The sequence below is a fragment of the Brevibacillus sp. B_LB10_24 genome, assembly GCF_046036945.1.
GTDB lineage: Bacteria > Bacillota > Bacilli > Brevibacillales > Brevibacillaceae > Brevibacillus_C.
Genome location: NZ_JBJQOQ010000012.1, coordinates 19363 through 40291, shown reverse-complemented (window position 1 = coordinate 40291; position 20929 = coordinate 19363). Strand labels below are relative to the sequence as shown.

Sequence of the window (20929 nt, the reverse complement as noted above, 5' to 3'; positions counted from 1 at the left end):
CCTTCACCCGGCGATTAGTGGCGGGAAGCCGGTTCGGAAATCTGGTTAAGCGCTTCGCTGGCTTCATCTTGATGAACTTGGCGCACAGCCATGTCGGCCAGGGCGACGATGCCCACCAGTTTTCCATTGTCGACTACAGGCAGGCGGCGTACCTGGTGTTCGGCCATCATCTTTGCCGCTTCGTCTACCGTCATATCAGGCCGGCCGAGCACGATGTCACGGGACATGACCTGCTCGATCGCAGCCGATCCTTCCCGTTTCTCGGCAAGGCCGCGGATGACGATATCCCGGTCGGTGATGATCCCGATCACATCGTGCTTTTCGTCTACGACAGGAATGGATCCTACGTTCCAATCGCGCATTTTGCAGGCCACTTCGTAGACATTGTCCTTCAGGCTTACGGTTTCAACATCTTTCGTCATAATTTCACGCAAGGTGCGATTTTCCACTTTTGCCATCCCTGTTTCCTCCTTTTTTCATGAACAGTTTGTAGTTTTTCCCGCCCCCTGCGATCTCATGCACTGTGACAAGTTCCGTAAGAATCCCGTTTACACATTGCGTTAATGCGGAAAACCTACTATCATAAGAGAGTGAATGATTCCCTACAAACAGGAAGGTACGTTAAGGAGGAAAAACATATGCTGTTGAAGGACACAGGGATTGGCAATAAAGAGCTGATTCTTGCTGAATTAGACGAAATCATGAACGGGCTTGGCTTTATTCGCTGGGCATGGGATTATAACCACGCTACATATGATTATAAAATGGACGATCGCTCCAACACATACTATCTGCGCGTTCCGGCGGATGTTGTTGAAGGCGGATTGGAAGATCCGCACACGCTGCTCAAGACTGATGAGCCATTTATCGGCAAGCACCTCTTCCCTCATGGTTTGGACTACGATGCAGAAGTGCCAAAAGCCATTCTCGACTCCGCTAATCGCAAATTGAGCCAACTAAAAGAAAAGTTGTCAAGTTACTAACATATACTCCACATTTGGCAGAGAGGGAGCAGGGATCCTCTCTGTTTTCCGTCAAGGGGGTATCATCTGTTGAAAACGCGCGGTGTACCGGACTTTCTACTCCTGTTTTTGACAGCTTTACTGGTAGGATTTGGAATAACCATGGTGATCAGCGCCAGTTCGATTTACGCATACGTCGATTTTAGCATTCTTGGGTGCGGGTCTTGTAAAGGAGACTCCCTCTACTTTATTAAGAAACAGATCATGTGGGTATGCGCAGGCATAATCGGGATGTTTATCACCATGAATATCCCATTTTCGTTCTACAAAAAAAACTTTCTGCTAATCGCCGTCTTGAGTTTTATCTCGCTTATCCTGGTGTATGTGCCAGGTATTGCGGATCCGATCAAAGGAGCGCAGTCATGGATAAAAATAGGACCAGCCAGTTTGCAAACGGCCGAATTTGCCAAGCTAGGTTTGATTCTCTACTTGGCCGCGATCATTTCCAAAAAGGGGGAGCGCTTTCGCGATTTTAAAACGGGGCTGATGCCGGCACTGGTGGTAACTGGCGTGTTCTTCCTCTTGATCGCCCTGCAGCCCGATCTGGGAACAGCCGCGATTCTTTTGGGGACAGCCGGAATTATCATGGTCTGCGGCGGCGCCAATATCAAGCAGCTGTTCTTGCTGACCGTTCCCCCCGTTTCTCTCTTTTTAACCTGGTACGTTTCGGTCAAAAGTCACGCCCTTGTGCGAATCCTTGCATATACCAATCCATGGGCCGATCCCAAGGGTGACGGATGGCAGATCAGCCAATCGCTTTTTGCCTTCGCCCGCGGCGGGATTACGGGAGCCGGGTACGGAAAAAGCATTCAGAAGTATTTGTATTTACCGGAAGCCCATACCGATTTTATCTTTTCCGTCATCGGCGAAGAGTTCGGATTTATCGGCGCGTCCATCTTCCTGCTCGTTTACCTCGCTTTTTTGCTGCGGGGCCTGTACATCTGCCTCAAGTGCAAGGACAACTTCGCCAGCCTCACAGGGATTGGCGTTGTCGCGATGATCGGCATCCAGGCGCTGATCAACATCGGCGGCGTTACCGCCTCTATTCCGTTGACCGGAGTGCCGCTTCCCTTTATCAGCTACGGCGGCTCCTCCCTGTTGGTCTGCTTGCTCGGAACGGGCCTCTTGCTCAGCGTGTCGCGAGAAGTAAACCGGCAAAAGGCCTTGGAGCTGGTACAAGCCAGGGGCCAAACCTAAAGCCCGCGGCTGCAGTTTTCAAATAAGAAAGAGGCTTTCCCGTGAAGGAAGGCCTCTTTTTTCTGCAGCTCAAGCGGTTTCGATTCCCTCGACGCGGACGTTGATCTCCCTGACAGGGATCCCGGTAAGCTGCTCGACCAACTGTTTGACCTGCGCTTGCAAGGCCCGGCAAACCTGGTGGATCTGCAGTCCGTACCGCACGACGACTCGCATGTCAATCTTCGTCTCCCCTTCCTCCAGTTTCACCTGAATGCCCTTGGCGGAATTTTTCCCTCCTACGCGTTTGGAGAACTCTTCGTACAATCCCCCTTTGAACACAATTCCCGGAATATCCTGAGCTGCTACACTGGCAATCACTGCCACCACGTGATCAGCAACGCGCACTTCTCCCCTCATTCTACCTTCCATGCTTCACACCTCTCTCGGATATAAGTAGGTCCAACCGTACATGTCTGCAGCCGCCATGTATGTCGACACGCCGTGTGAAAGCGTGTTCATATACGAACTTTTTCTTATTATACCGGGCAAGAGCTTGGGTGTAAAAGAGAAAATAACGTTTGATCGGCCGGTAAAAAATGACCAGTATTTTACAACTGTGATTCCTCCTAAAAGAGTACAGGTCGGGACAAAATAACCACAGAAGCAAGATCAGGAAGGAGATACTTACATGCGGATGACAAAGCGGATGAAACTTATCCTTCTGACCGTTCTTCTCTCCCTGGTTGCCGTTACAGCCGGGATCCAGACTGTGACAGAGGCGTTCAGCAACCAGGTGGTCAAGGTAGGCGCGACGGGCAAGGACGTTCGTGAATTGCAGTACCGTTTGAAGCATTTAGGTTTTTACCATGGCGCTGTCGACGGTCAGTTCGGCTGGCAGACGTACTGGGCACTGCGGAACTTTCAATACGAATTCGGCCTGGAAGAGGTAGACGGTGTTCTGGGTCCGAAAAGCAAGCTGATGCTCTACAATGCGACCAAGGACTACCGCCCGACTGCCGAGGAATTGGGCGCCGGAACAACTGCACCTGCACCTGCACCCCAGCCTACTGCGCCATCAACTCCGGCTGGAACCACGCACTCGAAGCGCTTCCCGGAAAATGAGTTGAAAATAATGGCCCAATGTGTGTACGGGGAAGCGCGCGGGGAACCCTACGAAGGGCAGGTCGCCGTGGCTGCCGTCATCTTAAACCGGGTAAAGAGCCCGCAATTTCCCAATACGCCGTCCGGTGTCATCTTTGAACCGCTCGCCTTTACGGCCGTAGCCGACGGGCAAATTTGGCTGACCCCGAACGACTCTGCGAGAAAAGCTGTACAGGATGCCATCAACGGGTGGGACCCAACTGACGGTGCGCTGTACTATTTCAACCCGGAGACGGCAACCTCGAAGTGGATCTGGAGCAGACCGCAAATCAAGCAGATCGGCAAGCACATCTTCTGCTATTGACAAGCAGGAAACAAAATAAAAAGAGGAAGCTGCTGACCATATGATCAGCAGCTTTCTTTTATCCTTTTTGTGCCATTTTGATGAAACGCTCTTCCCGCTCAATGGTCCCGCACACTCCGCACTGTACCAGAAAAGCATCACCGCGATACGGCTGATGAAACGCATCTAGTTCTTCGGTAGACAAGTTTTTTACGATCTCGCCCGTTTGCGGATCCATGCGAACTGCTTGGGGAACCTGCTGAATGATGTTGAAGCGCATCCGATTGGATGTGCAGGTCGGACAAAAATACGGTTGTGTCAAGCAAAACTCCTCCTTTCCTCCAGCCGTTTTTGTCTTTCCTATTTTTTCACGTCTTCTGCACGATATGCATTCGTCATATAAATAGAGGAGCCGCAGGGCAGACTATGTACCGAGGTGACACGGGTGAACCTGAAACGTTTTTATACCTTGATCGCAGCCAGCCTGGTGCTCGCGGCAGGCTCTCACTATCTGCTGCAAAATGAAATCCTCAAGTTTGCCATAGCTTCGCTGGCTATCGTCATCTTGGCCGCCTGGCTGGGAAAGGCCACGGAGAGTGTAGCGTACTACGCCGGGGACCGAATCGGCGGATTTCTCAGCGCTACTTTCGGCAATGCCGCTGAGCTGATCATCTCTTTTTTCTTGCTGAAAGAAGGCCTGTTCGATATGGTGAAGGCCTCCATCACCGGCTCTATCATCGGCAATATGCTGCTCGTATTGGGCCTGAGCGTGCTGTTTGGCGGCTTTAAATACAAAGAGCAGGCGTACAATGGGACGCTTGCCGGGCACAACTCCTCCTTAATGGTTCTGTCGGTTATCGGCTTGTTTGTGCCGGCTGTGTTCATGAGCGGTCTGTCGCAGGATCAGATCAACCTGCTTAGCGTCGTGATCGCGATCATCCTGATCGTGGCCTACATCCTCTGGCTGTTGTTCTCCATGGTGACGCACAAAGAGATTCTTGCCGACATCGAGCCAAACGATCACGAGCCGCTCTGGTCGAAGGGCGTCTCAATCATCATGATGATCGCCGCAACCTTCTTTGTCGCCGTCGTCTCGGAATGGCTGGTCCACAGCATCGAATCCGTAGTAGTCACCTTCGGCTGGTCGGAGCTGTTCGTCGGCGCCTTTGTCATCGCGATTATCGGCAATGCGGCTGAACACAGTGCGGCTGTCATGCTGGCGATGAAAAACCGGATTGGCGGCGCGGTGGAAATCGCTATCGGCTCCAGTCTGCAGATCGCCCTCTTTGTCGCCCCGACGCTTATACTCATCAGTCTCTTGCTGGGCACTCCGATGAATATCGTCTTTACCCCTTATGAACTAACCGCCATTGCCGTAGGGGCATTCATTGCCATTTCCATTTCGCGAGACGGGGCGACAAACTGGTATGAAGGCGTACTGCTGCTCGCCGTCTACCTCATTCTCGGGACCGCCTTCTACATCACCTAAAAAAAGCGAGGGATGAGTTCATCCCTCGCTTACTTGTCTTTATTAAACATTTCGTGAAGCAGTGCAAGTTTGCGTTCCAAATCCCCCATGATTTCTCGCCCGGCCTCTTCTTCGATCAGACCCAGGCGAACGGCAAACTCGATTTCACGGGAGAGCCCGAACATTTGCGTGTCCAGTACTTCCTCATAGAGAGGGCACTGCGGCATGGTCAGGTTTTCCATCTGTACGTCAATCAATTTATAGATCTTGTTCGCATCATCTCGCAGCAATGCGAGTGCTTTATTTGCCATGTCCGGAATCCTAACCTGTGTCAAAACCTATCCCTCCGTTTGCCACTATCTATCATACATAGTACGCCATTTACGTCCATTTGAAAAGAGGAGAAGCGGTCTGTTTGTGTTTCCATGGAAAATTAACCCTCTCGAACACGGAACGAAGAAGTGATTTCGGACAGGCAAAGGACAGGGACCGCTGCGGGTCTGTACTTATCCGCCGTGATGAAGTAATGTAAAGAAGTGAGCAAAGGAGAGATGGATATGGCTGACGTAATTGTGATAAAAGGAGCCGTACGCTTTGGAATTACGCTTGACCCCAGTGTGTGGATTTTTGACGATCGGAAATTTGATCTTCGCACGTATCGGCCAGATGTTGAAGATGCCGACCAAGAGCAGTCCTACCTGCAAGGCACGGGGGCACAATGGGACAAGGAACTGGAGGAAGGAGCAACTCCTCCTTCCGAACAGCGCAGCCTGCTTCAAGTGCGGAAAGTACTGGATGGCGACTTCGCCATCAAGCTGGCGCCGTTTCTGGAAAACGCCGAACCGCTGCCGGAGGCGACTCTTCTGCGCATCCATCGTGAAAACATGGAAACCATAACCCTTACGTTGGAGCAGGCCAAGCGGGCAATTCTTCAGTTCGCCAAGGACGGGAAGCCGATTCGCGAACGCGGACCGGTTCTGTTCTATCTGCCGGAACAGGTAAACGGGGAGCCGATTGACTCCATAACGGCCTTTGAACTGGCGGCGGAGTAAGCTCCACTTTATGAAAAAGCCGCCCGTGCAGAAGCGGGCGGCAACAGGCTCGAGGCAACGTTCGGATCGATTGCTACGCCGTTCTTGTTGCCTGGTCTTGAGTGGAAGCTTCAAATTGGACTAAATTGCGGTCTTGCATCTCAGAGTAGAGTAGCTCGATAAACGCCTGCTCTAATTGGAGTTCTTTAGCCCGTTGATACACTTCCAGCAATAGAGCATCGCTTAGGTACTTCACGTCTTACACCTCCACTCATTTTTTTCATTGTAGCATGTCCGTCCAGGCTCGAACAACCGTTCCGATATCCACAGGTTCTGTGGACATCACTGTTGGTAACCTGTGAATAGCTTGTGTAAAACTGTTACAAAACGAAGAATACCAATGTGGATTTGACTCTGCTTCTTATCCACAGAAACTCGATATTTGTCGAAAAAAAAGGAGCTTTCCCCATAATCTCAGAGGAAAAGCTCCTTTTTTCTGGCAAGCACTGCCTCTATACAATCGGTTTATTCATTACCGTATAACATGAACAGATAAACGCACGATCTCGGTGACGACGACCATTGCGAACACAAAGAAGCCGATCGATCCTGTAACAAACAGCATTTTTCTTAACTTTTTACGCTCATCCATAGCAACACTCCCTCTTTTCATCTATAACCAAAGGTTTCTATTATATTATACGAGATAAAGGCGGAAAAAGTTACATTCGTTATGGTATTTTTTAGGAAACAAATTTCTCCATCAAACGTCAGGTTTCTCTCCGCTCGCCTTTCCTCTGTTCTTTCGCTGAAAATCTTTCGCAGAAAAAAGAGGGATTCGCTTTTATCCGCTGCGCCGCGGCCGTTCCCAGAAGACCTGTATCCAGCTTGGATAGTAGTTGCCGTAATATCCGAACTCACCCGACAGTCCCGTCAGCCATGGAACGGCAGGGCCATTGGGGTACTCCTGAACGTAAAGGGAGCCTTTGTGAGCTTCATGCAGCCGCATAAACAGCAGCTGCCTGCAGTCCGGGGACACCTGCGGATCGTAGTCGGCCGTGCTGTCCGGTCCTACGGTGATCGCCTGCTCCTGACCGTCCCGGCCGCGTATCCAGATGCGCTGTCCCGGCACCAGAACGCCGCCGGATTCTGTCGTGCCCATCTTGAACGATTCCCTCCCCCGGGCAAACACAACAGCGTAAGGCTGCTTGGCTGTCCAGCGTGGCTGGGTATCGACGTAGCCTTTCATTCCGCTGTCCACGATGGCAAATCCGGCGCTGACATCGACGATGAACAAATGCTTGTTGTCCGTCGCTTCCCGCCGCCCGCCTTGAATATAGGCCAACTGTCGGCTGTCGGGCGACCAGGCCAGCCACTGCGGGTATCTCAGTCCGACACCCAACTCCACGATCCAGTTGGGTTTGGTGGTATCCAGCAATTGAATGGCCACCCCGTCCGCCGACATCGATCCGGAACTGACCGTAACGTGGAAGGCCAAATACTTGCCATCCGGCGACCACGTAAGGCCGGAAGCCAGGTATGGGTAGATTCCGACATTCGGATCAACCGGCCCTCCCTCGGCCATCAGACGGGTGCGTTTTCCCGCAAGCGTGACCCGGTCGATCAGCAGCGGTTCAGTTTTGAGCCGCTCCAGCGAGACGGCGAGGCTCTTTCCGTCAGGTGCCCAGGCAAACGCTCCGACCCTGCTCTTGCCAGGCAAAAGCACGCGTGAAGAAATCTGACCGTCGGCGTACACCGTGGCGATCTTTAGATTTCCTTCGGGCAGCTGCCCAGCAGGATCCAGCGTACTGTAAGCGATCATGTTCTGTACGGGCGACCAGGAGGCTTGATCAGACAACGGCTGGGAATCAACCTGCCGGGTGACACTGCCGTCCGCCTTGGCTGCCCACAGATAGGCTGGACCAAATTCCTTGGTTCGCTGCTGGTACAACAGCCACGCCCCATCGTGTGACCAGCCGATGGCGTCTACAGATCCCTTGGTCTGAACCTTGACGGGCTTGGCCTCCGGCTTGCTCCCCTCTACGATCCAAAGCGCATTGCCGGAAACAAGCGCAATGCGGGCCGGGATCGTCACAGGCGAGACCCGCATCGGCAGGGGTGGCGCCGTTTCATCCGAGACTGCCGGCTGTTCCGCCGTCACCTGCAGCGGTTGCAAAATCAGAGTGGCGAGCAGCGATAGTACAACAGTCCCATACTTCAGCATCATCGTTTCCGATCCTCCCATGCTTGTTACTGGAATGAATTCTTCCCTCAGGGTATCCAAAATCCGCTTCGGTATCCCCTGCAGAAGAGCTTCGCTGTTTTTGCCGATGGGAGAAATCTGTCTTGATCTAGGCTGACTGGCCTCTTACTTTTACGTGCAGCTTCCCTTCCAATGTATACAATCCCCAAGCGACCAGCATGCCGATGACCAGGCAGATCGACCAGGGGAGCCACGGCAGATCGAGCTGTACTCCCAGATCGTACATCCAGCCGCCGAAAAAGGTGCCGATGGAGCCGCCAAACGCCAGCGAGTACCCGTTGAACCCGTAGTAGGCGCCGATGTATTCTTTGGGTGCAAACCGCGGGACCATGTCGATCAGAAAAGGCGCAGAGATCATGGTGCCGATCGCAAAAATAAATACGTCGAGCATCATCGCCCAAAGCGAGCCCGCGAAGGAAAGCAAAAACAGCCCCGCTCCCATGACCAGCGCTCCTATGCCGATCAGGGTAAAACGCTGCTGAAAGCCTTCAACCCAATGCAAGATTTTCATTTGAAACAGGATGACGGATACGGCAACCGTAGCAAGCACAACCCCGACGCCAGTCTTGCTGCCCAGCACGTGCTCCGCCATCTGCGGCACAGACAAGAACAACTGCATATTCACATAGTAGAATCCGATCAGGATCCCCGTGTAGCTGAGAAACGAGCCGTCCCGCAAAATATGCCGGAAGCCGGCGCCCATCCCCCCTTTTTTGTTGCCAGCCTGGATTGGCGGCAAATAGAAAAAGGCGACTGTGGCACAGCCGACGTACAGCATTCCGGAAAAGAGCGACAGCCAGAAAAAATCCACTGTTGCGAGCACGGTGCCGATCAGCTGCGAGCCGACGACGCCAACGTTGTTCAGCACGTTCTTGAAGGCGAAGACTTCCTGGCGAATGGACCCGGGTGTCAGGATGACGTACGCTGCGGAGACGGCAGGATCAAACAGGGAGCCGCCCATTCCGGAGAGAAACGCCGCCAAAAAGAACTGCCAGGTCTCCGTGCAAAAAGCAAACATGGTGAAACCGGCGGCCCGCACGATCAATCCCAGCAGCATTGTGGCCTTGTAGCCAAATTTGTCGGCCGCCATCCCGCCGATAAAGGCAAAGCCCTGTTGGGAAAACTGCCGGACGCCAAGCATCAGTCCGGCCATCGCGACCGTCCAGGCAAAGCTTCCGGTCAGATACAGGGTTAAATAGGGGATGAGCGCATAGAAGCCCATGTTCATCAAAAACGATACGGCCAGCAAACATTTGACTGAAACTGGAGTTTGCCGCCAAACTTCTCGATTCATGTAAATCCTGCCCACTTTCAACCGTATTTCAATGAAGCTACCCCCAGCTTACATAAAATTGTATAATTTGAGAAACGAACAATTTCGTTCAGTGTTATCAATCTTTTTCATAAGAGGTAATCATTTGATGGACTTCGAGCAGCTAAAGGCCTTTTATACCCTGGCACAAACGAAAAATTTTACCAAGGCGGCGGAAAGCCTCCACCTCGTACAGTCGACCATTACGATGCGGATCAAGCAGCTGGAAGAGCGGGTGGGAAAACCCCTGTTTATCCGCGACAAAAGGAGTGTGGAAATTACACAGGCGGGACTCGCCCTCCTTCCTTACGCCGAGCGGATCCTGAAGCTGGCCCACGAAGGTTTGAGCGAAGTGGCCGCTCTGCAGCCGTACGAAGATCGCTTTACGATCGGCAGCCTGGACTCGATCTGGACCTTCATGCTGGAACCGATCTTGAAGGAATACCACCTGCGCTATCCAAAGATCGCCATCGGGACCAAAACCGGGCATTCCTCAGACGTCATCGGTTATCTGCTCGACCACATCATCCAGCTGGGGATCGTCTACATTCCGCCGTCCCTGCCCAACTTCGAGGTCATCCCGTTCTACGAGGACGAGATTGTGCTGGTCGGCTCGCCTTCCCATCCGGTGACACAAAAACAGGTTGTCGATGTATCGGAGCTGGCGCAGCTGCCGCTGTTGTACGTCAACTGGGGTCCGCCCTTTCACGAATGGATTCACCAGTCCCTGCCGCCCAGTTACGTGCCCAAGCTGCAGCTTGACAAGCCGCAATTGGCCATCGACTTCGTCAAGGAAGGACTGGGTGTCAGCCTCGTCACCCGTTCGACGGTAAAAGCGGAGCTGGCTGACGGGACGCTCAGGCAAATTACGATCAGCGGCAGCACACCGCCGAAGCGCTCCGTCTACATCGTGCTGCCCCCGGAAAAAAAGCATCGGTCAAGCGTCGAAAAGTGGTTGAACCTGATGCGTGAATTCGGCTACCCCGTTTAGGTCACTCGCGCTCATCGGCTGCGGCGAGCAGGAGGCGCAGCGAGGCGGCAAAGCGCTGATCGTCTTTGCCGGTGCGGGCAGAGGGTCCGCGAGTCCTTCCTCCCCCGCGGCGGTACCTGGCCTGTTCATTTCGCTTTTCCAGCTGAAAAGCGATATTCTCGTGGGAAAAGACTTCGCCGTGGGGCGAGAGGGCCTTTGCCTGTTTGGCCAGGATCAGCGCTGCCAGACCGATATCCTGTGTGACGACGATATCGCCTGGCAGCGTGTCGTTTGTCAGTTTGATGTCGACCGCTTGCGGTTCGGCATCGACGACTGTGTGGTTGGGACCGGTTCGCAGATGGTTGTAACTGGCGTAAGTAAGGCATGTCCAACCGTATTCTTTGCAGACCGTTTCGACGATGGCAAGCGCCGACCTGGGACATGCATCGGCATCAACGAGCACCCGATGAGGCAACGGAATCAACCCCTTCGCTTTTTCTCTACATTGTACCACGCTCTTCTGTGATATGATGTAGAGGACGAGAGAGGAGTGAAGCAGGATTTTGGACCATTTTGTCTTGGATCATCGACTGGGGATTCCCCTTCCCGCCCTGGATCGGGAGTGGGACATGTACTCCACTCAGGAGCGGGCCGACATGCTGCTGAAGTGGGAAGAAATTCGCGCGCGAATTCCTGATCGGATTCTTCAGTTGGAGAGAATCATCAACCAGAAGCAGGAACAGCTGCATGACGAAGAAAATTTCCAGCGTTCATGCGAGCTGATCAAAGAAATCGCGGAATTGGCCAGCGTCATCAACGATTTGAACATCTGGTTTCGGGTTCAGCAGGACTTTGAACCCGGGCAGACTCACCAATAAGTGCACTCCAGCAAAAAGACCACCCGACGGCGCCCAAACAGCGCCACAGGTGGTTTTCTTGCGTGTGTCCTTTTTTGAGCTAACTATGCAAGCCTCCCTGCAGCCGGGTTCGAAGGCAGTAGTGACCGACCGGGATTTGGATCAGGCTTGTTTTTTCAAAAGCAGCCAGCTTGTAAATCTCATCGCACGTTTGGGTATGAAAATCCAGTAACGGGTGCCCTCCTAACCCGATGGCAGACGCTGCCAGCAGCAAGCGCTGCACGAGCATCCCCGCTTCCATTTGCAGGATGCGGTACCCTCTGTATCCCAGCGCCGGCAACAGGAAATCCCGATTCCCCGCTACATGCAGACACATAGGCACCTGGAACAGGTTGACACCGAACATCGACATCCCCTCATGCAGCAGGTCCCGCTGGTCCCCGGGGAGCAATGGACGCAAGGCGTGAGCAGCACTGTCATACTGGTAGGCACCATGTGGTATGTCTTCAACGCCAAATAGGCATCCATAAAGCGAAACGCGCTGCCGAGGCTGCTTGGAGGCTTCATCCAAATCACTTCGATACGAGAAGGAGGCCGTCGCTTCATGCAGCAGTGTGGCAAGTTGAGATGGATCAACCTGGCCGAAAACGAAGTCGTCCCCTGGCGAACAGCGTTTTTGGCTGACCGATGCAAGGTCATAGGTCAATCTATCTACGCGAGGGAGAGGCGCCATCTGGCTGCCGCTGTCATTCTCGCTTCTCTCTGCTGTCCATTGAACCGGCCCGATCGCCTCCAAAAAGGAGGCTTTGTTTAGCTTGATGAGCATGGGATACTCTTTGACCCTTCGCGACCGCACGTAGTGACGAGGAGCAATCGGTGACAGCTCCCGGCACAACTGCTCGGCAGCAACCTGCTTCCCGGCTTCGCCATCACGGTTGGCAAACCAGGCAGCGGGAGGTTTTATCGACAGCGGGATCACTGCATACACGCTCTCCTCTTGTTCGGACAGCCCGAGTAAATGGTTGACGGCCTGATCCAAAAAGCGGAAGTACACGCCCGTTTCAAACCCAAACCGCTTTGACACCTCCAACAACTGTCCGATCAATACCCCGGCATCCAGTCCTTGCAGGCGATAGGCAAAGTTATGGTACTTAAAGAAGTTTTTCCAGAACATGGTCGACACAAACACAGCCCCAAAACAAGCCGACACGTCACAGCGATTGCCCAGAGCCCGGGCCAGATAGGCATCGAAATTGCCTTCACGCACCAAAACCAGGCGATGGTGCGCAGCATCGTAATGGTACATCCCAAAAGGCAAATCCTCCACTTTCAGATACACGTACAATTCACTGGGATACAATGCCCCTCCGGAGGGAACAAAACGCCGAAGCGTATGCATGATACCCAACGCCGGCTTCAGAGAATACAAGGGAACGGCCGATTGAGCCAATTGCGTAAGCCCGTATACGTACCAGAGAAAATGGCCGATCTGGCGAACATCAGGTTCCTTCGGTTCACTTACCCCTTCCAGCGAAAGCGGTACCTCGGAAGACAGCGGAAACACCGGCAGTCCCCGGTAGATCTTATACGGAAGCGGCGCATCATCCCAATCTACGTCTACATCCGGCGGTTTGACCTTTTCAATGTCAAACTGCAGATTGTACAAAAATTCCTCCAGATTCATCCTTCTCTCTCCCCGTCCTGGCTTACGGAAACGGATGCGGATGTGGATTGAGCTGCTCCGGTGTCAGCTGTTGTCTCGCATATCCGAGTTCGGCTGGCACCCGCAGCACCCTCTCCAACCCTTCCAAACGCGTAAGGTGATGTCCGAACGTCATCGGCAGCATTCCCGGAATCAGCACTTTCACGCAATGAAGTCCATTCCGTTCCAATTCCGAAGACGTCTGGTTAACCACGATCACATCGAGATTTAATCTCCGGAATCCTTGAAGAATGTCTTTCAGATCATCGGTCAGGTCCGCATGTTTGGTGTTCCACTTGAATTCTTCGGCAAACGTTCGCAGCGGCCGATTTTCATCCAGCAAAAATTGCAGGCGTTCCTCGGCTTGCGGCAAACCGTACAGCATGGCATGATCATCCATACTTTGTACGAGGTACGGATCGTGGAGCATTCGCTCATACTCCTCCTGATTCTCCTCCCATTTCTCATCAAGCGTCAGCATCAAACCGGCCAACTCTTGTATGGCGCCCTTGGCCGCCCGTATGGGGTCCAGGTGAGCTGCGGCGGCACAGATGAGATTCAATCCCGTTTGCTTTCTGTTTTTCGCCAGCGCCCAAATGCTGGGAATACCGTTCTCCATCGTCGCGTTATACAAATACAGTTCATATCCCGCTACTGCTCGTATGCGATCGACCATCAGCTGCAGTTCCCGATCGTCGGCAGAACTAAGATCAAGCCGGGGAAGCGGCAGCCTGGCGTACCAAGTCAGCAGGAATGAATCACGCTCCACCACTTCCATGATACCGTAGAAAATCGCTTCCTCCAGGCTCCCCCCCAAAGCGCAGCCGTTGGATGTTTCGAAGACATAGCCATCGCCGCAGCCCAAGCTGTAGTATGCGAGCAGCTGCGGAACCAAAATCGGACGCTCCTGCAAAAACGAATAGCCCCATACCCAATCGATTGGGTGATCGGGATGAAACGGATTGAAAGGAAAGCCTGGCATCGCGTACTGTTGCTTCGTGTGGACGCCTACTTTCAAAGGATCAAGAGCCTGGTCTTTCAGATTGCGGAAGCTGTCGCGAATCCCAGCCGATTTCCCCAGCGGCTGCAGTCCGCAATACCGCTCCAAGCCCTCCAAAATCGCAGTCAACTCGCTTTCCGCATACGAGTGAGTCCGCCCGGCTGTCGCTTCGTTCTCCGTCATCAAGGGCAGATTTACGCTTGCAGTGGCAAATGGCGACAACAGGTCATGCATTTTCCCATTTAATAGGCCCATCCGGTAATCCAGGTAATCCCTAAACAGAAATTGCTTCAGTTCATCGATTGAACGGCAGCGAAAACTGCCTGCGCTGACCTTCGGACTCGGCCGCAGTGAAATTCGGGCCGCTGTCTCCGAATCAACAGGCAAATGGCTGCAGACCGGACACAGCGGGCTGGGCAAATAGGAGTGACGTGAACTCTTCAGCGTTTTTAGATTGATAAAAATCACTCCTCCTTCTGTAAAAGCCCGGCTTCCTTCCAGTATCCTGTCTACCTCTGCGATGAGCAGTTGGCCGACCTGCCAAATTCCCGTGCGAGATACCCACGGATCACTCGGCTTTCCTCCTTGTTCCGCCAGCATCTGTTGAAGCTCCCACCTCTCCCGGCGTTCGCTATCTTCCATGAGATGCCTTGCGTCCGCACATTGGGAACACCCAGGGACTCCCGGTCGAACCAAAGGCCCGATTACACCATCGCCAAATGAAACGAAGCCGCGCAGCCATGGGATGCCTGCAGACTGAAACACCTCCTCCGCTTTGCGATGAGCGGAGGGCTGCCAAGCGTCGTGCAGCACCAGCGCCAAATCCGCCCCTTCTGGCGCGCCCCCCTCTAGGTCAATTTGACGCACGACTTCGTATTTGGCGGATAGCTCTCCACCTGCAAATTCCGCCAACAGTCCTTCTCCGACAATTGCCACAACAGCACTCACCGGGACTCCTCCTCTCGCAGCAACACGCCAAACACGCCGGCAAGCTGCTCTTTCATAAACGGTTCGAGTGTCAGTTCCAATACTTCCAGCCGCCTGCGGACTTGTTTTAACACCTGCATGGAGGAGTACAGGAGCTCACGATAGTCCCCCGCATCATACGCGGGGATCGCAAGGGATTGCGGTCCCTTTTCGTCCGGCAGCACGTCCGAGACCTCGAGCAGTTCCGCTGGCGCAACCTGGTTTTGTCCCCAGAACAGCCCCTGCTGCAACGCCTTTCGCAGCGCGATTGTTACATTTAATCCTGCACTGCCCCACCAGCGGCCGCCTGCACCGGCCCACACCACGGGGAAGCCCGATACTTCTTCACCCAAGCAGATGGCCGTCTCTCCTATCAGCGTGTTCAATGCCTGTAAATAAAAACGGCAGCGCTCATCTTCGACTTCATCCAAGTGCACCCGAAAGACAGAAGGCTTCTGCCCCGCCGTTCGCTTTCTGAGTTCCTCGGCCAAACAAGATTGCAGCCCGCGGCAAACGCCTTCCGCGATCGTTTCCCCCGCTCCAATACCGATACATTCCCGCGATTCTCCCCGTACCGGAACGAGCAGATCAGCCATTTGCGACCAATACATTTCAATGCCGGCCAGTCCCGCTTCCCGCATCGCTTCCTCATGGGTGAGACCCGTACAGATCATGTCCGGCAGCAGCTTAGCCGGTCCTTCTGACAGCGGGTCGGCTGCCTGAACACGGCACTGAGCCAGCGGAAGCTGTTTCAAGTCACCTTGTTCCCATACATGGAAAACCCCTGATATGGGCGATGTCAACCGGCTAAAAAAAGGAAGCAGTTCGCCAGGCTCTTCGCTGTCCCAACCTTCTTTGAGCTTTTGTTCAAGGTTTTCTATCCTTTTTGCTGTCGGGAGCCCGGTTATAAGAGGATGCGGCAAGAACGAATGCCAGCTTCCTTCCAAAGTCTCCAGATCCAGCAGAAAGAATTGATTTTGCCCTTCCGATTCGGCTGCTCCCGCAACCGTTTTAAATAATTCAAACACGATGACATTTGCCAGCATCGCTCCCGCTGTGGGGGAATAGGCGTGCAGTTGCGGGTCTTTGCAAACCGCAGACTGGTGTATCCGGCGCCATGCCGATTCAAAGCACCTCTCAGAGTCAGGATGTACCAGCGGTCCCGCCAGTCCCGCTTGTTTTAGAAACATGGCGGGGAGCAGCACTTTCCCCTTCTCCCTGCAAACAGCTTGAAGCATCCGCAGTTCCTCGACATCCCCCTGCTGGGACACATACAAAATCGACTCAAACGGATCTACAGCCTCCTGCCAGGCACTCATTCCCCCATTTGACAAGGTGACCTCCTCCAGCGATACTTCAGGGTCCGTTTTGCGAGCGTGGGCGGCCAATTCGTCCAATCGCACTCGATTGGTTGGCAACGAGTCGGTAATCAGTACGTGGAGCTTGGGCAATCCGGATTCCAACAGAGCCGCCACCAATGACGTAAAAAAGGGCCCGGAGCCGACTGCCAAAACTTCTGTTTGGCGGTAGTTTTGAAACCGATATGCTCCGGAACCGACAAAGTGGTCCAAAAACTCAATTTGAGAAGCATACTTGCTTAGAACTTCTGCCGCCAATTGATGTGGGCGGTCTTGGCTGACATCCCGGGCAAAGCCGTTTTCGTATAACATTTCTGCGATTTCATACACCCGCTCCCGGTGTTGATCCGACAATCCGTCTGTCAGATCCTCCATCGTGTGCTCCCCGTTGAACATCGGCATCAGTATTTCAATCCACTGATCGATCGCTCTGCCTTCGATGCGAACAGAACCAGTGTTGTTTCGAAAGTACACACCGCCGTCGGGATCAGGGAGAAAAAACGTGTCCCCCTTTACTTTCAGGCGTGAAGATGGGCTCAAATTTGTCATTTTGTTTCTCCTTTACTGTGAGCTGTACATCCTTCAAAACCAGTTACTACACTGCATTCCTATGCACAGCCATTTGTCCGGTGTCTCTTCGCCGAAAAAAAACCTGCAAAGCTCAAGTCTGAGCTGTGCAGGGATGATAACTTTTCTATAAAACGGTCACTGTCTGCCAGAATTAAATGAAACAGAAGAAACAACCAAAGCAGCCAAAGCAGCTGAAGCAGCCACCGCACCTGCGACATCTTCTGCAACGGCGGCAGCTTCGGCAGAATCCTAGAACCTCATCAGCATCATTATTGGTATCTGAAGTTTTAAAACTACTCGTTTTGAATTCTCCTACTTCCAAATTTTGAAGATCCTTTTTACGCCCCATCTTAAATCCCTCCATTTGTAAAATTGAGCATGAGCCAAATACGAGGTGCCTGATGAACTTTTAACAGCCTATCGATCACCTCTTTTCAATAGGTGATAGCATTGCTGTTACAGCGTATGACGAAAGAAGGATGAGTTCTTTGGGTTAATCACACATCATTGCGAAATTGGTTGAATGGCTGAATCCGCTTTCTGCAGTTGAAATTGTTTAGAAGTCGAATATAGTTGATCGACCAGAAGCAGAAATGAAATTGTCCCATATACTAGTAAAAGCTTCATAAAGAGAAGGGGAAGGAGTGAATATGGATGTCCCGTCCTAAGCAGGCTTTGGCAGGAAGCATTGGAAAATGGTCGATGATCCATACCAAAGCGGGAGCCTATTTAGGTAGAATTGAAAGCAATCGTCCCCTTGGTTTAAACGGGGAGCAGAAATTGATTCATAAAAAAGAGCAGTCGCCTCATACTTAGCGGCTTCTGCTCTTTTTTCGTCTCAGTCTAAGCGTCGGAAGGAGACATCGCTGTCAGCAAGTTTAGTTTTCGAACTCTGCAACAATGACAAGAAGGATAAACAGCACCAAGACGATGAGGAAATCGTCGAAGAAACCCATATCCCGCTCTCTCCCTTCTCAAAGAGATTCAATAGACAATACAAGGTATGAAGGAGAGCAGCGAAGTTCTTTAGATGCTTGTCACCAATTGATCAAAATGGATGTTTGTCCCCTCAAGAAATGTTTTTTAACAAATCTTGTATTTCCGGATCCTTCATCATATTCATAATTTTCGAGAAATCTAGCTGACTGTCATTCAGCAGATTGGAGTGTTTTTTCAGCGCTGCCTTCGTCTTTGGATCCTGCAGTTTCTTCATGATCTGCGTCAAATCAACCCCTTGCAGCAGTTCAGAAAGTTGGTTGGAATGATCGGCACGCGGTTGTTTCTGCGGGGCGCGAGAGGCGCCAGTTCCAGGCCTGACTTGCGGCGGGGCAGGGACTTGCGCTTCCATGACGGGCCTTTTGGAGTTCGCAGGTTTTTCCGATCTTTCCGGTCTATCCTGTCTCTCGGGACTTTCGCGTCTCCTCCTGTTTTTGGAAAACAGCGACAGGACTGACTTGTTGCGCTTTTGCATATGCAGCTTGATATCATTAATATCGCTTTGGATCAGGCCCAGCACCTCGGAAGTCCGCTTCAGCGACGAATCCATGGTCGCAATTGAGTGGGCAATATCTCTCAGATTGACGGGTTTAGCGGCCGGATTCCGTTTTTTCCTCTTCTCAGCCACGGCATAACACCTCCCTCGTAATTCCAATGTATGTGAAAATACGCTGTGTGGGATAGGCTATACACTAAAATCATCCGGGGAAAAAAAGAGCAAGCAGACAGCCCCATTGGAAGGGATGTCTGCTTGCGGTATTCATTCGGCAGCTTCCATCAAGCCGCGGCTAAGTACTCGTCTCCCCCAGGCGGTCCGGTAAAAGACTCGCTCCAGGAGTGCAAAGATCGAACCGGCCACCCAGTATAAAGCCGTTGCCACAGGTGCTTTCCACAAGAACAGCAGCAGTACAGGAACCATCAGCAGCCCGGTTCCCGCCCGTTGGCCAAGCGGGAGGGCAGGCAGCAAGTCACCGGTCAGCGGCAGCAAATGAACTAGATACGTAAAGCTGATAGATAATGCGGGCAGGATATGCCATGCATCCGGTTGGGCAAACGTGCTCACCCAAGGAATCAAGATAGACGACATCGCCGCTCCCTGGCTGAGAAACAGCGCATACATTCCCATAAAAATCGGCGCTTGCAAAAACACGGCGGCAAACGTCATCAACGGTTTGATTCCGTGCTGTTGGTACAGCTTTACCATCGCTTGTGCAAGCTGCTGCGGATCGCTCTTGTACCGCTCTTGCAGTTCCAGCATTTTGGGTCGAATCCGCTGCTGCAAAATCTGCTGCCGGGCGATCTTCAGGTTAAGCGGAGACAGAAAAAAACGAACGATCAGCGTAAATAAAACGATCGCCAAACCCCAGTCCTGGACGAGCCAGAAGCAAAGCGTGAGCATGGGTGAAAAGATGGATACGACGGGCTGCAGCCAAGCATACATATGATTTCTTCCTCCTTGTAATCGGTTTGGTTAAACGCGAATCCAAGGATGGCAGACCGTCCTCTCCCCTAGATTTGGAACGGCGCTCTGGAAGTCGCCGCCTCGTCAGCCACCTGCGTACAGGAAGAAGCTCTTTCCACATTTCCGGTTGGACTGGCACTGCGGTTGTCAACAGGTTCCTCGCGGCGATCATGCGGGGCTGTGCCAGCGGTCTGGTTAGGACAAAACCAAACAGGCAGCTCACAATTCCCGTCAACAGCAAAAGCGGTGTCAAATCAAACGACCACTCCACCATGCTCACCCCCTTTCTCCTTTACTTGTACCATACCTGTTCTATATCGTCCATACCTGATCTGCCGGTGATTCTGTAAGCCGCTGGCGCTTTACCTCAAAGCGGGCAAAATCCGCTGCGAGCCACGTATTGGGAAATACGTCTCTGGCCTCGCCAAGCAGCGTCTCCAAACGAACCTCTGCATCGGGATCGTCATAGCGCGGGCTGAAATGGGTCAGGATCAACCGTCCAACCTGTGCCTCGCGGGCGATGCCGGCGGCCTGTGCGGCAGTGGAGTGGGCGCTCCGTTTGGCCAGCTCCAGATGCTGCTGGGAGTAGGTAGCTTCATGGATGAGCAGATCCGCTCCCCGCGCCAGCGAGATGAGCGCTTCGCACGGCTCCGTATCGCCGCTGTAGACGATCTTTCGGCCCGGCCTGGCGGGACCTACAAAATCTTCACCGCGAAATACGCGTCCATCGGCAAGCCGGATCGTCTCGCCGCGCTTCAGGCGACCGTAGAGCGGCCCGGGCGGAATGCCCGCTTCCTTTGCCAACGCACTGCGAAAAACGCCTGCTGCCGGTTTCTCTGTCAGCGCATAGGCAAATGCAGGAATGCGGTGGGAAACAGCGGCGCAGCTTACTTCAAGCGTATCATCCTGATAGACGGTGCCCGCTTCCACCGTCTGAACGGACAGGGGGTACTGCAAGTGAACCGGGCTGATCGACATCACCGCTTCGACGTACTGAGCCAGCCCGGGCGGGCCGAACAGCTGGATGGGCGGCAGCGCTCCGCCGCGAAGGGACCTGCTGGCCAGAAGTCCGATCAGTCCAAACAGGTGGTCTCCGTGCAGATGGGTAATAAACACTTTCTCCAGTCCGCTCAGTTTGAGCGGTGTATGCTGCAGCTGGTGCTGGGTCCCCTCGCCGCAGTCAAACAGCCACCATTTGCCTCGCTGGATAAACCACAGCGCGATGGCACTTACATTCCGTTTCGTGGTGGGAGCTCCCGACCCGGTTCCCAAAAAAGTCACGTTCACAGGCACCCTGCCTCCTTCGTACAACCTCTTTCCTCTAAGGATGCC

21 protein-coding genes are annotated in these 20929 nt (G+C 53.1%); 7 read left to right on the top strand and 14 right to left on the bottom strand.

Going from position 1 to position 20929, the window contains the following annotated elements; genetic code table 11:
- Positions 1-14 precede the first annotated feature (14 nt).
- On the bottom strand, positions 15-458 hold the full coding sequence (locus ACI7RC_RS13000; protein ID WP_408108671.1) for a CBS domain-containing protein: 444 nt from the start codon (positions 456-458) through the stop codon (positions 15-17).
- A gap of 180 nt (positions 459-638) precedes the next feature.
- Between ACI7RC_RS13000 and ACI7RC_RS12995 the strand changes: the two genes are divergently transcribed.
- Together ACI7RC_RS12995 and ftsW are read left to right on the top strand one after the other, a co-directional pair.
- Entirely contained in the window at positions 639-983 is a 345-nt protein-coding gene (locus ACI7RC_RS12995) for a YugN family protein (protein ID WP_408108670.1), read from the top strand.
- A 69-nt stretch (positions 984-1052) separates the two neighbouring features.
- A complete protein-coding gene (ftsW, locus tag ACI7RC_RS12990; RefSeq protein WP_408108669.1) occupies positions 1053-2219 on the top strand; it encodes a putative lipid II flippase FtsW in 1167 nt (388 codons plus the stop codon).
- A gap of 69 nt (positions 2220-2288) precedes the next feature.
- Here ftsW and ACI7RC_RS12985 read toward each other — a convergent pair whose 3' ends face one another.
- Positions 2289-2627 carry an Asp23/Gls24 family envelope stress response protein gene (locus ACI7RC_RS12985; RefSeq protein ID WP_408108668.1) on the bottom strand — a complete coding sequence of 113 codons (339 nt, stop codon included), beginning with the start codon at positions 2625-2627 and terminating at the stop codon, positions 2289-2291.
- Between the two features lie 259 nt (positions 2628-2886).
- On the opposite strand from ACI7RC_RS12985, the gene sleB reads away from it, so the two are divergent.
- Positions 2887-3663, top strand: coding sequence for a spore cortex-lytic enzyme (gene sleB, locus ACI7RC_RS12980; protein ID WP_408108667.1), 777 nt, complete (start codon positions 2887-2889; stop codon positions 3661-3663).
- Between the two features lie 58 nt (positions 3664-3721).
- On the opposite strand, the gene ACI7RC_RS12975 is transcribed toward sleB, so the two are convergent.
- Complete coding sequence (locus tag ACI7RC_RS12975) at positions 3722-3964, bottom strand: hypothetical protein (protein WP_408108666.1); 243 nt, start codon at positions 3962-3964, stop codon at positions 3722-3724.
- A gap of 123 nt (positions 3965-4087) precedes the next feature.
- Here ACI7RC_RS12975 and cax point away from each other — a divergent pair, with 123 nt between their 5' ends.
- A complete protein-coding gene (cax, locus tag ACI7RC_RS12970) occupies positions 4088-5131 on the top strand; it encodes a calcium/proton exchanger (RefSeq protein ID WP_408108665.1) in 1044 nt (347 codons plus the stop codon).
- Between the two features lie 29 nt (positions 5132-5160).
- Here the strand turns inward: cax and ACI7RC_RS12965 are convergent, their stop codons facing one another.
- Positions 5161-5421 carry an Fpa/YlaN family protein gene (locus ACI7RC_RS12965; protein ID WP_390620996.1) on the bottom strand — a complete coding sequence of 87 codons (261 nt, stop codon included), beginning with the start codon at positions 5419-5421 and terminating at the stop codon, positions 5161-5163.
- Between the two features lie 246 nt (positions 5422-5667).
- Between ACI7RC_RS12965 and ACI7RC_RS12960 the strand changes: the two genes are divergently transcribed.
- The gene (locus tag ACI7RC_RS12960) at positions 5668-6162 is read left to right on the top strand and encodes a hypothetical protein (protein ID WP_408108664.1); all 495 of its coding nucleotides are present in this window, start codon (positions 5668-5670) and stop codon (positions 6160-6162) included.
- Between the two features lie 73 nt (positions 6163-6235).
- Here ACI7RC_RS12960 and sda read toward each other — a convergent pair whose 3' ends face one another.
- The 3 genes from sda to ACI7RC_RS12945 all read right to left on the bottom strand — a co-directional run bounded on the left by sda (position 6236) and on the right by ACI7RC_RS12945 (position 9698).
- Positions 6236-6397, bottom strand: coding sequence for a sporulation histidine kinase inhibitor Sda (sda, locus tag ACI7RC_RS12955; RefSeq protein WP_019122755.1), 162 nt, complete (start codon positions 6395-6397; stop codon positions 6236-6238).
- Positions 6398-6985: 588 nt separating this feature from the next.
- Positions 6986-8368 (bottom strand): TolB-like translocation protein, encoded by a 1383-nt coding sequence (locus tag ACI7RC_RS12950; RefSeq protein ID WP_019122753.1) that lies wholly within the window; start codon positions 8366-8368, stop codon positions 6986-6988.
- 124 nt (positions 8369-8492) lie between these two features.
- Positions 8493-9698 (bottom strand): MDR family MFS transporter, encoded by a 1206-nt coding sequence (locus ACI7RC_RS12945; RefSeq protein ID WP_019122752.1) that lies wholly within the window; start codon positions 9696-9698, stop codon positions 8493-8495.
- Positions 9699-9825: 127 nt separating this feature from the next.
- On the opposite strand from ACI7RC_RS12945, the gene ACI7RC_RS12940 reads away from it, so the two are divergent.
- The gene (locus ACI7RC_RS12940) at positions 9826-10707 is read left to right on the top strand and encodes a LysR family transcriptional regulator (RefSeq protein ID WP_019122751.1); all 882 of its coding nucleotides are present in this window, start codon (positions 9826-9828) and stop codon (positions 10705-10707) included.
- Position 10708: 1 nt separating this feature from the next.
- On the opposite strand, the gene ACI7RC_RS12935 is transcribed toward ACI7RC_RS12940, so the two are convergent.
- A complete protein-coding gene (locus ACI7RC_RS12935; RefSeq protein ID WP_019122750.1) occupies positions 10709-11161 on the bottom strand; it encodes a DUF188 domain-containing protein in 453 nt (150 codons plus the stop codon).
- Between the two features lie 88 nt (positions 11162-11249).
- Here ACI7RC_RS12935 and ACI7RC_RS12930 point away from each other — a divergent pair, with 88 nt between their 5' ends.
- A complete protein-coding gene (locus ACI7RC_RS12930; protein WP_019122749.1) occupies positions 11250-11564 on the top strand; it encodes a hypothetical protein in 315 nt (104 codons plus the stop codon).
- Between the two features lie 79 nt (positions 11565-11643).
- Here the strand turns inward: ACI7RC_RS12930 and ACI7RC_RS12925 are convergent, their stop codons facing one another.
- From ACI7RC_RS12925 to rnz, 6 genes are all read right to left on the bottom strand, one after another.
- Positions 11644-13227 carry a SagB family peptide dehydrogenase gene (locus tag ACI7RC_RS12925; RefSeq protein ID WP_408108663.1) on the bottom strand — a complete coding sequence of 528 codons (1584 nt, stop codon included), beginning with the start codon at positions 13225-13227 and terminating at the stop codon, positions 11644-11646.
- Between the two features lie 22 nt (positions 13228-13249).
- A complete protein-coding gene (locus ACI7RC_RS12920) occupies positions 13250-15193 on the bottom strand; it encodes a TOMM precursor leader peptide-binding protein (protein WP_408108662.1) in 1944 nt (647 codons plus the stop codon).
- Positions 15190-17118 (bottom strand): putative thiazole-containing bacteriocin maturation protein, encoded by a 1929-nt coding sequence (locus tag ACI7RC_RS12915; protein WP_408108661.1) that lies wholly within the window; start codon positions 17116-17118, stop codon positions 15190-15192. The genes ACI7RC_RS12920 and ACI7RC_RS12915 overlap by 4 nt, the downstream gene beginning before the upstream one ends.
- Before the next feature lie 1090 nt (positions 17119-18208).
- Positions 18209-18763 (bottom strand): hypothetical protein, encoded by a 555-nt coding sequence (locus tag ACI7RC_RS12910; protein ID WP_408108660.1) that lies wholly within the window; start codon positions 18761-18763, stop codon positions 18209-18211.
- A gap of 132 nt (positions 18764-18895) precedes the next feature.
- Entirely contained in the window at positions 18896-19576 is a 681-nt protein-coding gene (locus tag ACI7RC_RS12905) for a YidC/Oxa1 family membrane protein insertase (protein WP_408108659.1), read from the bottom strand.
- A 333-nt stretch (positions 19577-19909) separates the two neighbouring features.
- On the bottom strand, positions 19910-20884 hold the full coding sequence (gene rnz / locus ACI7RC_RS12900; RefSeq protein WP_408108658.1) for a ribonuclease Z: 975 nt from the start codon (positions 20882-20884) through the stop codon (positions 19910-19912).
- Positions 20885-20929 lie beyond the last annotated feature (45 nt).